Origin of the sequence: Aquidulcibacter paucihalophilus, from assembly GCA_030285985.1 — a bacterium.
Lineage (GTDB): Bacteria > Pseudomonadota > Alphaproteobacteria > Caulobacterales > Caulobacteraceae > Brevundimonas.
On record CP127384.1, the window covers coordinates 1,106,917 to 1,121,387 of the forward strand.

Below are 14,471 nucleotides of genomic sequence, written 5' to 3' on the forward strand. Positions count from 1 at the left end.
TCCGCTGGGATGATCGCTCGCCTTCGCCCCGTTCCGTTCGACCTCGGCCCCGTCCATTTCGTGGGCATAGGCGGGATCGGCATGAGCGGGATCGCCGAGATCATGCTCAAGATCGGCTATTCGGTGCAGGGCTCGGACGCCAAGGCGTCGGCCAATACCGAACGGCTGGAGAAGCTGGGCGCGCGGATCTTCATCGGCCACGATGCGGCGCACATCGGCGACGGCGTCTCGGCGGTGGTCTATTCGACCGCGGTCAAGCCGACCAATCCCGAGATGATGGTGGCCCGCGAGCGGCGCATCCCGCTGGTGCGGCGGGCCGAGATGCTGGCCGAGCTGATGCGGCTGCAGTTCTCGATCGCGGTCGGGGGAACGCACGGCAAGACCACGACCACCTCGATGGTGGCGGCCATTCTCGACGCCGGCGGGCTGGATCCGACGGTGGTCAACGGCGGGATCATCAACGCCTATGGCACCAACGCCAAGGTCGGTGACGGCGACTGGATCGTGGTCGAGGCCGACGAGAGCGACGGCAGTTTCCTGCGCCTCAAGTCGACGGTGGCCATCGTCACCAACATCGACCCCGAGCACCTCGATCACTACGGCGACTTCGACGGGGTGCGGAAGGCGTTCGTGGACTTCGTCGAGAACATCCCCTTCTACGGCTTCGCCGCCGTCTGCCTCGACCATCCCGAGGTTCAGCGGCTGGTGGCCTCGATCGATAACCGGCGCCTGGTGACCTATGGCGTCAATCCGCAGGCCATGGTCCGGGCTGACAATGTCGAGATGAAGCCGGACGGCTGCCGCTTCGACGTCGTGATCCAGCCGCAGGGTCTGGCGGCCCTGGACGAGCCGATCCGGATCACGGGCCTGCATCTGCCCATGGCCGGCTGGCACAATGTCGCCAACGCGCTGGCAGCCATTGCCGTGGCGCGCGAGCTGGACGTTTCGGACGACTCGATCCGCGCGGGTCTCGCCGGCTTCGGCGGCGTCCGTCGGCGCTTCACCACCACGGGCGTGGTCGGCGGGGTCCGGATCGTCGACGACTACGGCCACCACCCGGTCGAGATCGCCGCCGTGCTGAAGGCTGCGCGTCAGGTCGCCGAGGGCCGGGTCATCGCCGTGGTCCAGCCGCACCGCTTCACCCGGCTGGAATCCCTCATGGAGGAGTTCTCCACCTGTTTCTCGGACGCCGACGCCGTGTTCGTGGCCGACGTCTATGCCGCGGGCGAAACGCCGATCGAGGGGATCGACAAGAACGCCCTGGTCGAGGGCATCCGCCGCTTCGGCCACCGGTCGGTGCAGCCGCTGGAAAGCGTCGAGGCCCTGCCCGGCGTGATCGCCGCCGAGGCGAAGGACGGCGATCTGGTGGTCCTGCTGGGGGCAGGGGACATCACCCAGTGGGCCTATGCCCTGCCGGGGCAGCTGGAGGGGCTGGGTTGAGCGCCTTGCCCGAGGTCCGCGGCAAGCTGCTGCGCGATGAGCCGCTGGGGCCGTTCACCTGGTTCCGGGTGGGCGGAAACGCCGACGCGCTGTTCATTCCGGCGGACGCCGATGATCTGGCGGACTTCCTCAAGGCACTCGACCCGGCTGTTCCGGTTACAGTGCTGGGCGTCGGCTCAAACGTCATCGTCCGCGACGGTGGCGTCGAGGGCGTGGTCATCCGGCTGGCCGGGCGGCCCTTCGCGGGCATCGCGACCGACGGCGAGACGATCAGCGCCGGAGCCGGCGCGCTGGACTCCATGGTGGCGCGGGCCTCGGCGAAGGCGGGGCTCGGCGGGCTGGAGTTCTATGCGGGTATTCCGGGGACCATCGGCGGGGCCCTGACCATGAATGCCGGCTGCTACGGTGCGGAGACCAAGGACATTCTGGTTTCGGCCTGGGGTCTGACGCGGTCGGGCGAGCGGGTCGACTATGCGCTGGCCGATTTCGGCTACACCTACCGCCACTCCGAGGCACCGGCCGACATCATCTGGATCGAGGCCACCTATCGCGGCACGCCGGACGATCCCGAGGCCGTCGCCGCCCGCATCGCCGAAATCACCTCGCGCCGCGAACAGACCCAGCCGATCCGCGACAAGACCGGCGGTTCGACCTTCAAGAACCCGCCCGGCCATTCGTCGTGGAAGCTGGTCGATGAGGCGGGCTGGCGCGGGAAACTGTTCACCGCGCCGGATGGCAAGGGGGGCGGCGGGGCCATGTTCAGCGAGCTCCACTCGAACTTCATGATCAATCCCGGCGAGGCGACCGCCGCGGATATCGAGGGGCTGGGGGACGCCGTGCGCGCCGATGTACTGGCCAGGACCGGCGTCCAGCTGGACTGGGAAATCAAGCGCATTGGCCGGCCCGGCTGAGATCGCCGTCTGCCCGGGCTGCGGCTCGCGCCTGCCGGCCATCGAGGGGCCGGTCCACGCCTATCTGACCTCATCGCCCGCCTGCTGGGCCGCGTTCAATGCGGTGATGGCGCGGGAGTATTCCGATCCCGGCCTGATGGCCGTGCACCGGCTCAGCGTCGACGCCTGGACGGTTCAGCATCCGGGCGACGGCTCGAGACGGGCGATCCAGTCGGTCGGCCTGCATCTGGCGCGGCTGATGGTGCAGATCGAACAGGGGCTGGAAGGTGAGGCGGCCAATAAGGCCATGCTGGGCTTCGCCGCCCGCAAGGGCGATCTGCCCGAACTGTCGCCCCGCGGTGCCTACACCCTGACGGTGGCCGATGTTGTGGAGGCCGAAGCGCCCGATGCCCATCGCGCCGCCGTGCGCCGCTGGGCCGGGGCCGTCTGGGCCGACTGGCCGGACCAGCACGACTTTATCCGGGGCTGGGCGGAACAGGGTTGAGGCGTTGTTAAGGACATCTGCGGCAACTGGTCGGTTGATCCGGAGTCCGTCATGAGCCGCCCCTTTTCCGACCTGCACGTCGCTGTCCTGATGGGCGGACTGTCGTCCGAACGGGAGGTGTCGCTGACATCCGGCAAGGGCTGCGCTGATGCCCTGGAGGGTCAGGTCGCCCGCGTCAGCCGCGTCGACGCCGGGCGCGACCTCGCCCAGGTGCTGGCCGAACTGAAGCCCGATGTCGTCTTCAATGCCCTGCACGGCGAATGGGGCGAGGACGGTTGCGTCCAGGGCGTGCTGGAGACGCTGGGCATTCCCTATACCCATTCGGGCGTGCTGGCCTCGGCCCTGGCCATGGACAAGGAGAAGTCCAAGGCGGTGCTCAAGGCGGCGGGCGTCGTGGTGCCCGGCGGCGGCCTGTTCGACCGGCATGTCGTGTCGCGCACCCACGTCATCCCGCCGCCCTATGTGATCAAGCCCAACGCCGAGGGTTCCTCGGTCGGGGTCTATGTGGTGCGCGAGGGCGAGCCGCCCTGCGAGGCACCGGGCGAGGCGAGCTGGACCTATGGCGAGCGGGTGATGGTTGAGCCCTTCATCGCCGGCAAGGAACTGGCCGTCACGGTTCTTGGGGAAAAGTCGGGACCGCGTGCCCTGACCATCACCGACATCACGCCCGCCAAGGGCTTCTATGACTATGAGGCCAAATACGCGCCGGGCGGCTCCAGCCACGTCCTGCCCGCGATTCTGCCGCCCCATGTGTTCGAGGCGGCGCTGCGGGAATCGGAGCTGGCGCACACCGCCATGGGCTGCCGCGGGGTGAGCCGATCCGACTTTCGTTATGACGATGTTAAGGACGAACTGGTCCTTCTGGAGGTCAATACCCAGCCCGGCATGACCCCGACTTCGCTCAGTCCCGAGCAGGCCGCCCATGTGGGGATGGACTACAAAGCCCTGGTACGGTGGATGGTGGAGGACGCCTCATGCCCGCGGTAGTTCGCGGCGGTCGGCGACAGAGTTCGAACCAGCCTGCAAAACGCGGCGCGGCTCCCAAATCCCAGGGACGCGGTCGCGCGCCCCGCAACGCCCCCGCAACCCCGGGCAAGCTGGCGGCGCTGGGCCGGCTGGATCTGTCCCCCCGCGCAGTCGTGATTTCAATCGCCGCCGGCGTGCTGCTGCTGGCGGGCGTTCTGGCGACCGGCGCGCGGGCCGAGCGCATCGGCGCCTCGATCGGCCATGGCGTGGACGGGATGACCGCCGGCCTCGGCCTGAAACTCGAGAAGGTCTTCATCGAGGGCGAGAGCCCCGAGGCTACCCGCGCCATCCAGCAGGCCGTTCAGCTTTCGGCTGATCAGCCGATGACCTCCATCGACCTCGACGCCGTGCGCGAGCGGGTCGAGCAGATCGGCTGGGTCAAGTCCGCGCGGGTAGTGCGCCTGCTGCCCGACACCCTGATCGTCCATGTCATCGAGCATGACCGGCTGGCCGTCTGGCAGACCGGCGGCGTCAACCAGGTCATCGACAGTCACGGCCAGGTTATCGCCGGGGCCGACGCCGGCCGTTACCCGAACCTGCCGCTGGTCGTCGGCAAGGGCGCCGAACAGGCCGCCTCCGAAGTTCTGCCCCTGATCGCCCAGCGCCCGCGGCTCGCCAGCCGGGTCGACGCCCTCGTGCGGGTCGATGAACGCCGCTGGGACCTGCGGCTCAAGGACGGCAGCCTGATCCAGCTTCCCGCGTCCAACCAGGAGGCGGCGCTGATCCAGCTCGACGCCCTGGACCAGCGCGAGCGGCTGCTTGAGCTGGGCTTCGCCCGCATTGACCTGAGAACGCCCGAGGAGGTCGCCGTCCGGCCCTCCGCCGGCGAAGCGTAGAGTGAGGGGCGACTGATGGCCGGACGTGCTGTGGACAAGTCTGTGGACGGCGTGGGGAAAACGCCCGGACGCGCGCCTGTGGTGGCGGCCCTCGACCTGGGCCAGTCCAAGGTCGCCTGCTTCATCATGAAGGCGGACGGCGTGCGCCATGCTGACCGCACCATCCGGGTCGCCGGCGCCGGCCACGTCCAGTCGCGCGGCGTGCGCGGCGGCGGCATCGTCAATATGGATGAAGCGGCCCAGGCCATCGGCCATGCCGTCGAACGCGCCGAGCGCGCCGCCGGTTCGCCGGTCTCGGGCGTCGTCGTCACAACGGCCATCGGCCAGATGGCCAGCCATCGCGTGCAGGCCCGGGTCTCGCTCGGTGCTACCCCGGTCGGGGACGCAGACCTGGCGCGGGCCATCGGCATGGCCCTGGCCCAGATTCGCCTGCCCAACCGCCGGCCGATTCATGTCCTGCCGATCGCCTGGTCGGTCGACGGCGCGCGCGGGGTCCATGATCCGCGCTCGATGCGGGGCCATTCTCTGGGACTGGACCTGCTGGTCGTGTCCATGGCCGAGAGCGCCTTCAACGGCCTGAGCCACTGTCTCGAGCTGGCCCATCTCGATCTTCAGGGCGTGGCGGCGGCGCCGGTGGTGTCGTCCCTCGCGGCGCTGGAAGACGACGAAATGGATCTCGGCTGCGTCTGTATCGACATGGGCGGCGGCTCGACCTCGGCCGCGGTCTGGGGCGGGCGGTCGCTGCTGCATATCGAAAGCCTGAACGTCGGCGGCGATCATGTCACGGCGGACATCGCGCGCGGCCTGTCGACCTCGCGGGCCGGGGCCGAGCGGCTCAAGACCCTGCACGGCTCGGCCATGGCCAATGCCCATGAGGACCGCGAGATGCTGGAGGCCCCGCCGCGCGGCGAGGACGCCTCCGCCGGCCCTATCTTCGTCCAGCGCGCCATGCTCAAGACCGTTATCGCCCCGCGCGTCGAGGAGACGCTGGAGCTGCTGCGCGACCGGCTTCGTAACGCCGGCGTGGGCATGGAGCCCGGTGCCGGTCTGGTTCTGACGGGCGGCGCCAGTCAGTTGAACGGCGTCCGTGAGCTGGCGATCCGGGTGTTTGACCGTCCGGTCCGGCTCGGCAAACCCCAGCGGGCGCCCCACCTGGCCGACGCGGCCTCGGGTCCGGCCTTCTGCTCGGCGGCCGGCGTTCTGCTCCGGGCCGCCTATGGACCGCGGGAGGCCGTATCAGCCCGCAAGCTGATGTCGCGCCAGATTTCCGCCGCAGATGCCCCTCGTGTCCACCGCGGCGGGATTGTGGCGCGCGCGGCAGGCTGGCTGCGCGAAAACCTGTGAGCCACGGGACGTTCACGCGAGTGACAGCCGCGCGATTTCCCCGACATGGCGAGACTGTGTCCGGATTGTAACAACGTCGGGCCAGAGTGGTCGCCAAGCGGCCACAATCCCTTGCCGTTGCCGGCTTAGCTGCTAGCGTGAAGGTCCGAAGCAGAATCCGTCATCCGGCGGACGCTGCGTATTGCATCCACAACGGTTGGGGCCCAATCACCATGCTTCTCAAGCGCAAGTACCTCTTTGGCACGACGATCCTCGCGGGCGTCATGGCCGTCACGGCTCCGGCCTTCGCCCAGGACCAGCTCCCGGGCGTCAACGTTCAGGGTCAGTCCGACCGTGAAGCCACCGAGATCGACGAAGTCGTCGTCACCGGTTCGCGCATCCGTCGTGACCCGACCAACGCCCCGACCCCGCTCATCCAGGTTTCGCGCGAAGCCCTGCTGACCACCGGTCAGTCGACTGTTGTCGACTACCTGGCCACCATCCCCGCCCTGTCGAACTCGCTGGTTCCGTCGGACACGACCGGTTCCAACCTGAACGACGGTGGTCTGTCGTTCGCCAACCTGCGCTCGCTCGGCACCGGCCGGACGCTGACCCTGGTCGACGGTCGCCGCCACGTCGGCGCCGCCGCCGGTAACCTGGCCGTCGACGTCGACTCCATCCCGCGCCTGCTGATCGAGAACATCGAAATCGTCACCGGCGGTGCCTCGTCGGTTTACGGCGCTGACGCCGTCTCCGGCGTGCTGAACTTCCAGCTGCGCCGCGACTTCGAAGGCATGGAAATCGATGCCAACTACGGCATGATCAACCAGAACGGTGAAGCCAACCGCCGCGTTTCGGCGTTGATCGGCACGAACCTGCTGGACGACCGCCTGAACCTGTACGCCTTCGCCGAGTACGAAGACATCGACGGCGTCGGCAGCCTGGACATCGACTGGCTGCAAGAAGCGCACGCCTTCGTCGGCATCGACGCCGATCCGACCAACGCGACCTACGACGGCATGCTGGACAACGCCGTGTTCAGCGGCGTCCGCACCCTGTCGCGTCCGCGTTGGGGCCAGACCACGCTCGCCAACTCGCAGCGCCCCAGCGCGCTGATCGACCCCGATGTGCCGCTGGCCTCGTGTACCGCTCTGACCAGCGCCAACTGCTACAGCCTCGACCCCACCCGGACCTACGTCTACGAGGGCAACACGGCTCGCCTGGCCAACTTCGGCCAGCGCATCGGCAACGTCGGCTCGAACCGCACGCTGAACATCGGCGGCGACGGTGAAAACCCGAACAACTTCGGCCAGGAGTCGCGCGTTCCGGAGTCGACCTCGCAACGCTACCAGGTCGGTGCCAACTTCGCCGTCGCCGACAACGTCGACCTGTCGGTTGAATACAAGTTCATCACCGAAGACACGTTCGACATCTCGCAGCCGACCTTCTTCGACATCTTCCTCGTCGGCCCGGCCGCGCAGACCTATCTGCCGACCTGGACCAACGTGATCCGCGCCGTGTCGCAGTTCGACCTGCTGTACGCCGACAACGCCTACCTGCCCCAGAACGTGAAGGACGCCATCACGGCGAACACCGTCACCAACTGGACCGCCAACACGAACACCGAAGGCACCGCCGCCACCACGACGGCGCGCCAGTGGGCCCGTCACTCGATGTTCGGCCCGCAGCGTACGCAGGACAACACCCGTGAAGTCGAACGCTATGTCATCGCGCTGAGCGGCGACCTGGACCAGGTCGGCTTCATCAAGAACATCGACTGGGATCTGTCCTGGGTTTCGGGCGAAGCCCGCAACGAGAACGTCGAGCGTGGTGTTGACGTCCAACGCTTCGCCCTGGCCGCTGACGCGGTCGTGGACACCGCCGGCGTCGTCAACGGCCGTCCGGGCGAGATCGTCTGCCGCGCCCGCCGCATCGAACGTTCGGGCGTGGGCGACCTGGACGATTACGTCCGTGGCGTCTTCGGCGGCCGTACCTCGTACAACGCCAACCCCGAGTTCAAGGCCGCTGTTGACCAGTGCGTGCCGCTGAACGTCTTCGGTGAAGGCAACCAGAGCCAGGCGGCCCTGGACTATGTCGACGCTGCGATCACCGTCAGCCACGTCAACCAGCAGGACCAAGGCCTGGCCGTCATCTCCGGCCAGCTCTGGGACTTCTGGGGTGCCGGCGAAATCGGCATGGCCATCGGCGCTGAATACCGCAAGGAATACACCGAGGGCGTGGGTCGCTCGCGTACCACCGGCGACCGCCTGCTGTTCCTCAACACCGGCGCTGACTTCGCTCCGGCGGAATACGAGTCGAAAGAATGGTTCGCCGAACTTTCGATCCCGCTGTTCCGTGACAGCTGGATGGGCGAGTACGCCGAACTGAGCGGTTCCTACCGTTCGTTCGACTACACCACCGCCGGCACCGGCGATGTGTACGGCGTGAACCTGGTGTGGCGTCCGATCCGCGACATCGCGTTCAAGACCAGCTTCAACACCTCGTTCCGTGCGCCGAACCTGGGTGAAAACTTCGCCCCGGCCAGCCAGACCTTCGCCAACGGTTTCGTCGACGCCTGCGCCACCCTGCAGATCGCCGCCCAGAACGCGGAAGTTCGTGCCAACCGGATCGCCAACTGTACGGCTCTGGCCACGGCCCGCGGCTTCACCTTCGACTTCGCCGGTGCCACCGCGACCAACCTGGACGACTACAACCCGATCTACTCCAGCGGCATCGCCGGCGTTAACTCCGGCAACCCGAACCTGACGCCGGAAGAGTCGGAAAGCTTCACCTTCTCGACCGTGCTCCAGCCCCGCTGGTTCCCGAACCTCAGCATCATTCTCGACTACTACGAGATCGAACTGAGCCGCGTGATCGTGTCGCCGTCGGCTGTCGCCCTGACCGCCGCTTGCGTCAGCGGCGCGTCGCTGAACCCCGATGCCTGCAACGTGGTGTTCCGTAACAACCCGACCATCCCGTTCGGCGTCGGCGCTCCCAGCGGCGATCCGATCGGTGGCTTCATCCAGAGCCCGGTCAACCTGGCCGCCCTGACCACCCGTGGTCTGGACTTCTCGGCCCGCTACTCGCTGGACACCGAAGAAGTCTTCGGCCTGAACATGGGTCGCTTCGACTACCGCGTTGGTGGTCTGTGGCTGATCGAGCAGGAGAACTTCACCAACGTCGCCGATCCGACCGACGGTACGGAATCGTCGAGCACGATCTTCTTCCCGCGTGTTCGCCTGACCTCCTCGCTGACCTGGTCGCCGAACGATGTCTGGAGCGTCAACTGGAGCATGGACTGGCAGACTGCCCAGGACAGCACCAACTTCCGCGACAACATCGGCAACCTGGACACGCGTCCGTTCGACACCTACGACACCGGCAACTTCGCCCGTCACGACTTCACGGTGCGCTGGAACGCTGCGGATGACCTCTCGGTCCGCTTCGGTGTGGTCAACGCCTTCGACGCCGAGCAGCCGCGCTACCTGGGCGGCACCCTGCTCAGCAACATGGACCCCTACGGCACGCGCTTCTTCGTGGGCCTGAACTACCGTCCCTTCTAAGACGGTCGGATCCAGACAAGACGGAAAGGGCGGCTCGCAAGAGCCGCCCTTTTTCGTTGGTCCACCCACGGAAAACTGCAATCAGGGTTAACGAAAATCGTGGCTTGTGCCGCGACTCACCCTATCCGGTAACACTCTCTTAAGCAGATCGGGCGTTTCCTTAACGCGCTCATAACCAATGCGAATCTGCGGGGTTTCGCATCGGACTGCAGGGGCAGGGTCGGATAAGGTCGGAATAGAATGTCTCTCTCGCTGGTGCGTCCTCAAGCCACGGATCTCAAGCCGCGGATCGTTGTCTTCGGTGTCGGAGGTGCCGGCGGAAACGCCGTGAACAACATGATCGATGCGGGTCTGGAGGGCGTCGAATTCGTCGTCGCCAACACCGACGCGCAGCATCTGTCGTTCGCCAAGACCGACCGCCGCATCCAGCTGGGTGAGACGATCACCCAGGGCCTGGGCGCCGGTGCCCATCCCGAGGTCGGCATGAATGCCGCCGAGGAATCCGCCGAGGAAATCTACGGGCACCTTGAAGGTGCCCACATGGTCTTCATCACGGCCGGGATGGGCGGCGGCACCGGTACGGGCGCCGCGCCGGTCATCGCCAAATGTGCGCGTGACCGCGGCATCCTGACCGTCGGCGTCGTCACCAAGCCCTTCACCTTTGAAGGCCGTCATCGCATGCGTCTGGCCGATGCGGGCATCGCCGAGCTGCAACGCTACGTCGACACCCTGATTGTCATTCCGAACCAGAACCTGTTCCGCGTCGCCAACGAGCGCACGACCTTCGCCGACGCCTTCGGCATGGCCGACCAGGTGCTGCACTCGGGCGTGCGCTCGATCACCGACCTGATGATCCTGCCCGGCCTGATCAACCTCGATTTCGCCGACGTCCGCGCCGTCATGTCCGAGATGGGCAAGGCGATGATGGGCACGGGCGAGGCCACGGGCGACGACCGCGCCCTGATGGCGGCCCAGAACGCCATCGCCAACCCGCTGCTGGACGAGACGTCGCTGAAGGGTGCCAAGGCCGTGCTGGTGAACATCACCGGCGGCATGGACATGACCCTGCTGGAAGTCGACGAGGCCGCCAACGCCATCGCCGGCGAGGTGGACGCCGACGCCAACATCATCTTCGGCGCCGCCTTCGACCCGGCCCTCGAGGGCAAGATCCGGGTTTCGGTCGTGGCCACCGGCATGGAAGACCTGGCCGCGGTCAAGGGCACGCCCAACACCACGACCTCCGCTTTCGACGCCCGTCGCCCGACCCCGGCCCACGCCGCGTCGCGCGCCGAGCCGGTGCGTCACGAGCCCGTGCGCGAGCCGGTCCGTGCGGAAACGTCGCGTCAGGCGGAAGCCGCTCCGGTCGTCCCGACCTTTCAGTCGAGCCAGTCGGCCTACGGAACCGCTGCACGGGCACCCGAGCCCCGCTTCGAGCCGCGGCCCGAGCCGGTGATCCACGTCGCCGAAGAGCGCACGCTCGAGCCGATCGTCGATCCCTGGGTCGAGGAATATGAGTCCGCACCGCGCAGCCGCACGGCCGCCGAGGCCACCGCGCCGGTAGCCCAGGGCGACCTCTATGCTGGCCAGTCCGAGCCCCGGCACGAAGAGCCGGCGCACGAGGACTATGACGATCGCGATCACCGCAAGTCGGGCTGGAGCCTGTTCGGACGCGGCAAGCGCCAGCCGGCGCAACCGACCTATCCGCCGCAGTCGCGCACGACCGAAATGCGCGCGACCAGCCAGACGCAGCCCATGCCGGAACTGGGCGAGGCCGAGGATGACCTCGAAATCCCGTCCTTCCTGAGACGCCTGGCCAACTAGGGCTTAGGGATCAGGGATTAGGGATTGGGGATTACGGATTAGGGAAGGGCGGCTCGCAAGGGCCGCCCTTTTCGCTGGCAAGAGGGTGGCGGGGCGTTGCGCCCGGCGCGCGGCCTGCCGTGCCCTAAGCCCTAAGCCCTAAGTCCCAAGACCTGCTCCTCGCCACCGGGGCGAAACAGTTACTGAAACCGAAACAATTCGAAACCCGACTTTCATTTCGCGCTTGCGGCAGGGTCGTTAGACGGTTCGTGGGGCGAACTCCGCACACAGAGGCGGGGCGCAAGAACTGCAGTGAGTTTGAGTTTGTCGGTCAGAATCGACCATCGCCAGAAGACGACCGTCGCCCCTGCGATCATCGCGGGCGTGGGCGTGCACACGGGCGACCGGGTGCGTCTGGCCGTGCGTCCGGCGCCGGCCGGGACCGGCATCGTCTTCGTGCGCACCGACATCAAGGACCGCGACAACCGTATTCCGGTGTCCGGCGAGGCCGTTGTCGACGCCCGCCTGAACACCATGATCGAGAACGCCGCCGGCGTCCGGCTGTCGACCATCGAGCATCTGATGGCGGCCTTTGCGGCCCTGGGCGTGTCGAACGCCGTGGTCGAGGTGGACGGCCCCGAGCTGCCGATCCTCGACGGCTCCGCGCTGCAGTTCGTCCAGCTGCTGGACCGCGCCGGCTTCCGCCGTCAGGAGGCCCCGGTCCGCTATATCGAGATCCTCGAGCCGATCCGGGTCCAGGAAGGCGACAAGACCGCCGCCCTTCTGCCCTGCGACCGCTATGAGATGCGGTTCGAGATCGACTTCGACACGCCGGTCATCGGCAATCAGGTGGTGGACTTCGTCGTCGACGAGGAAACCTTCCGCAACGAGATCATGGCCGCCCGCACCTTCGGCTTCGCCCATGAGGTCGAGGCCCTGCGCCGCGCCGGTCTGGCTCGCGGCGGTTCGCTGGAGAATGCCGTGGTCATCGACGGCGACCAGATCCTGAACCCGGGCGGGCTGCGGATGGAGCGCGAGTTCGTGAGGCACAAGGCGCTGGACGCCATCGGCGACCTGTATGTGCTCGGTGCGCCCCTGCTGGGCCGCTACGAGGGCTTCAAGGCGGGTCACCAGATCAACAACCTGCTGGTCCGCGAACTGCTGGCCAATCCGCAGGCCTGGCGCGAAGTGACTCGCGTGCCCGAAATGGCGATGGCGGGCTGAACAGCTCGCCCGGTCAGCCCAGGCTGATCGCGCTCATCAGCCGACCGAAATCGGCTTCCCCCGCCAGAAACGCCCGCCGGTTCGAATAGAAGCGCGCCGCGTCCGTGCGCGTGTCGTCGCCCGTCCAGGCGGCGTCGGCGACGCCGGCCTGTTCCAGCCGCCAGAGGACGAAGCCGGGCAGGTCGAACAGCCGCTTGTCGGCGGTTTCGCCGGGCGCGAAGAAGCGGGCGCTGCCGGGGTCGTGGTGGTCGAACCGGTCCTGGAAGTCGGCGCCGACCTCATAGGACGATTGCGCGATACAAGGGCCGACGACGGCGACCATGCGGCGGGGATCGGCGCCGAGGGCCTGCATGGCGGAGACGGTTGAGTGGACGATGCCGTCCAGCGCCCCCTTCCAGCCCGCATGGGCCGCGCCGATGACGCCCGCCTCGGGGTCGGCCAGAAGCACGGGCGCGCAGTCGGCCGTCAGGACGGCACAGATAACGCCCGGTGCGGCGGAGACGACGGCGTCGCCTTCGGGCCGGTCGCCCTGCCAGCCCGCCTCGGCGACCCGGGCGACGGCGGAGTGGATCTGGAAACAGGCGGCGAGGTCATCGGGGCCGCCGCCGAAATGTCCGGCGATGCGGCGGCGGTTCTCGGCGATGGCGGCGGGGTCGTCCTTCGAGCCGACGCCGGTGTTCAGGCCTTCGTACAGACCGGTCGAGACGCCGCCCTGCCGCGTGAAGAAGCCGTGGCTGACGCCCGCGCGGTCAAGGAGAGGATGGGTGATCGGCTGCAGGCTCATAGTCAGTCCTCGAAACCGGGAACCACCAGCGAGCGCGGCGAGAAGATCGCGCAGGCCTTGAACAGGGTTCCCATCTGGTCGGCGGCGGTCAGCCGGGCCAGCTGGCGGTCGATCACCGGCGCGGCGTCGGGCCGGCCGGCCTTCAACCGGTCCGCGCGGGCCTCGATGCCGAGCAGGCCCAGAAACTCGCCCTGACCCAGGGTTCCCGTCACGTCGGCCCCGGCATGGATGGCCGCCTCCAGCACCGAAGGGAAGTCGGCCCACTGGGTCAGGTCGACCTCGCCCGGTGCCTCCAGCGGGTCGACCTTCTGGTGCCGGCGCAGGCCCTGGAGCGTGTCTCCGGCTTCGCGCCGGGCGCGGCCGTAGTCGATCAGCAGGGCGGCCCCGCCCGCCTCGCGGACCAAGGCCCCGACGTCGCGGCCGAAGGCGGCCTGCTGGTCCGAGATCTCGACGGTCTGGCCGGGCTCGACCGCGAACTCCGGGCGTTTGAAGCCGCCGGTGATCTTCACGAGACCGAACTGCAGGGCACCGTCGTCGGTGACGCCGACGCGGCGCTCGGCCCAGCCGTCTTCGGTCTTCACGAACTGACGCGCGGGCAGACAGTCCAGCACCTCATTGGCGATCAGGATCACCGGAGCGTCGGTTTCGACCCGGTTCAGCGAGGCGACCCAGCGCGGGTGGATGTCGCTGTCGGCCAGCATCCTGCCTTGCGCCTCGCGCAGGGGCGGGCTGGGCTCGATCAGGATCAGGTCGACGGCACGGAGGAACTCCGGGTCCAGCCGGGCGGCGCGCAGGGCGTCGGCCATCAGGGTGCCGTCGCCGGGCCCGACCTCGACCAGCCGCACCCGTTCGGGCGCGCCGAGACGTCGCCACAGCTCCACCGCCCACAGGCCGATCAGCTCGCCGAACATCTGGCTGATCATCGGCGCGGTGATGAAGTCACCGGTCGCGCCGATGGCCGGGCGGGTGGCGTAATAGCCACCCTCCGGGTCATGCAGGCAGCGGGTGACATAGTCCGCCACCGTCATCGGCCCGGTGAGGGCGATCTCTCGCGCCAGACGGTCTTTCAGCGACATGGGC

The 14,471-nt window shown here is 67.9% G+C and carries 11 protein-coding genes; 9 read left to right on the plus strand and 2 right to left on the minus strand.

The genetic code is table 11. The features are described 5' to 3' along the window. The first annotated feature begins 9 nt into the window (after positions 1–9). The 9 genes from murC (at position 10) to lpxC (ending at position 12,607) form a co-directional block, all read left to right on the plus strand. Positions 10–1,440: a UDP-N-acetylmuramate--L-alanine ligase gene (gene murC / locus KB221_05485; GenBank protein ID WIY70472.1), complete on the plus strand. Its 1,431-nt coding sequence runs from the start codon at positions 10–12 to the stop codon at positions 1,438–1,440. After that, positions 1,437–2,351 carry a UDP-N-acetylmuramate dehydrogenase gene (gene murB / locus KB221_05490; protein WIY70473.1) on the plus strand — a complete coding sequence of 305 codons (915 nt, stop codon included), beginning with the start codon at positions 1,437–1,439 and terminating at the stop codon, positions 2,349–2,351. The genes murC and murB overlap by 4 nt, the downstream gene beginning before the upstream one ends. Next, positions 2,335–2,835 (plus strand): DUF5946 family protein, encoded by a 501-nt coding sequence (locus KB221_05495; protein ID WIY70474.1) that lies wholly within the window; start codon positions 2,335–2,337, stop codon positions 2,833–2,835. The genes murB and KB221_05495 overlap by 17 nt, the downstream gene beginning before the upstream one ends. 51 nt (positions 2,836–2,886) lie before the next feature. Continuing rightward, positions 2,887–3,822, plus strand: a complete 936-nt coding sequence (locus tag KB221_05500; protein ID WIY70475.1) for a D-alanine--D-alanine ligase — start codon at positions 2,887–2,889, stop codon at positions 3,820–3,822. Beyond that, on the plus strand, positions 3,810–4,697 hold the full coding sequence (locus KB221_05505) for a cell division protein FtsQ/DivIB (GenBank protein ID WIY70476.1): 888 nt from the start codon (positions 3,810–3,812) through the stop codon (positions 4,695–4,697). The genes KB221_05500 and KB221_05505 overlap by 13 nt, the downstream gene beginning before the upstream one ends. A gap of 15 nt (positions 4,698–4,712) precedes the next feature. Beyond that, a complete protein-coding gene (gene ftsA / locus KB221_05510; GenBank protein ID WIY70477.1) occupies positions 4,713–6,041 on the plus strand; it encodes a cell division protein FtsA in 1,329 nt (442 codons plus the stop codon). Positions 6,042–6,253: 212 nt separating this feature from the next. Then, on the plus strand, positions 6,254–9,583 hold the full coding sequence (locus tag KB221_05515) for a TonB-dependent receptor (protein WIY70478.1): 3,330 nt from the start codon (positions 6,254–6,256) through the stop codon (positions 9,581–9,583). Between the two features lie 240 nt (positions 9,584–9,823). Continuing rightward, positions 9,824–11,404 (plus strand): cell division protein FtsZ, encoded by a 1,581-nt coding sequence (gene ftsZ / locus KB221_05520; GenBank protein ID WIY70479.1) that lies wholly within the window; start codon positions 9,824–9,826, stop codon positions 11,402–11,404. Between the two features lie 303 nt (positions 11,405–11,707). Then, positions 11,708–12,607 (plus strand): UDP-3-O-acyl-N-acetylglucosamine deacetylase, encoded by a 900-nt coding sequence (gene lpxC / locus KB221_05525; GenBank protein WIY70480.1) that lies wholly within the window; start codon positions 11,708–11,710, stop codon positions 12,605–12,607. 13 nt (positions 12,608–12,620) lie between these two features. Here the strand turns inward: lpxC and pgeF are convergent, their stop codons facing one another. Together pgeF and KB221_05535 are read right to left on the minus strand one after the other, a co-directional pair. Further along, complete coding sequence (gene pgeF, locus KB221_05530; protein ID WIY70481.1) at positions 12,621–13,391, minus strand: peptidoglycan editing factor PgeF; 771 nt, start codon at positions 13,389–13,391, stop codon at positions 12,621–12,623. Positions 13,392–13,393: 2 nt separating this feature from the next. Then, positions 13,394–14,467: an SAM-dependent methyltransferase gene (locus tag KB221_05535; GenBank protein ID WIY70482.1), complete on the minus strand. Its 1,074-nt coding sequence runs from the start codon at positions 14,465–14,467 to the stop codon at positions 13,394–13,396. Positions 14,468–14,471: the final 4 nt, after the last annotated feature.

What these genes read in the sequence shown, in the direction of transcription:
- ftsZ (WIY70479.1), top strand. Translation starts at nt 9,824, where the DNA reads ATGTCTCTCTCGCTGGTGCGTCCTCAAGCCACGGATCTCAAGCCGCGG.
- pgeF (WIY70481.1), bottom strand. Translation starts at nt 13,391, where the DNA reads ATGAGCCTGCAGCCGATCACCCATCCTCTCCTTGACCGCGCGGGCGTC.
- KB221_05515 (WIY70478.1), top strand. Translation starts at nt 6,254, where the DNA reads ATGCTTCTCAAGCGCAAGTACCTCTTTGGCACGACGATCCTCGCGGGC.
- KB221_05535 (WIY70482.1), bottom strand. Translation starts at nt 14,467, where the DNA reads ATGTCGCTGAAAGACCGTCTGGCGCGAGAGATCGCCCTCACCGGGCCG.
- KB221_05505 (WIY70476.1), top strand. Translation starts at nt 3,810, where the DNA reads ATGCCCGCGGTAGTTCGCGGCGGTCGGCGACAGAGTTCGAACCAGCCT.
- murC (WIY70472.1), top strand. Translation starts at nt 10, where the DNA reads ATGATCGCTCGCCTTCGCCCCGTTCCGTTCGACCTCGGCCCCGTCCAT.
- ftsA (WIY70477.1), top strand. Translation starts at nt 4,713, where the DNA reads ATGGCCGGACGTGCTGTGGACAAGTCTGTGGACGGCGTGGGGAAAACG.
- KB221_05500 (WIY70475.1), top strand. Translation starts at nt 2,887, where the DNA reads ATGAGCCGCCCCTTTTCCGACCTGCACGTCGCTGTCCTGATGGGCGGA.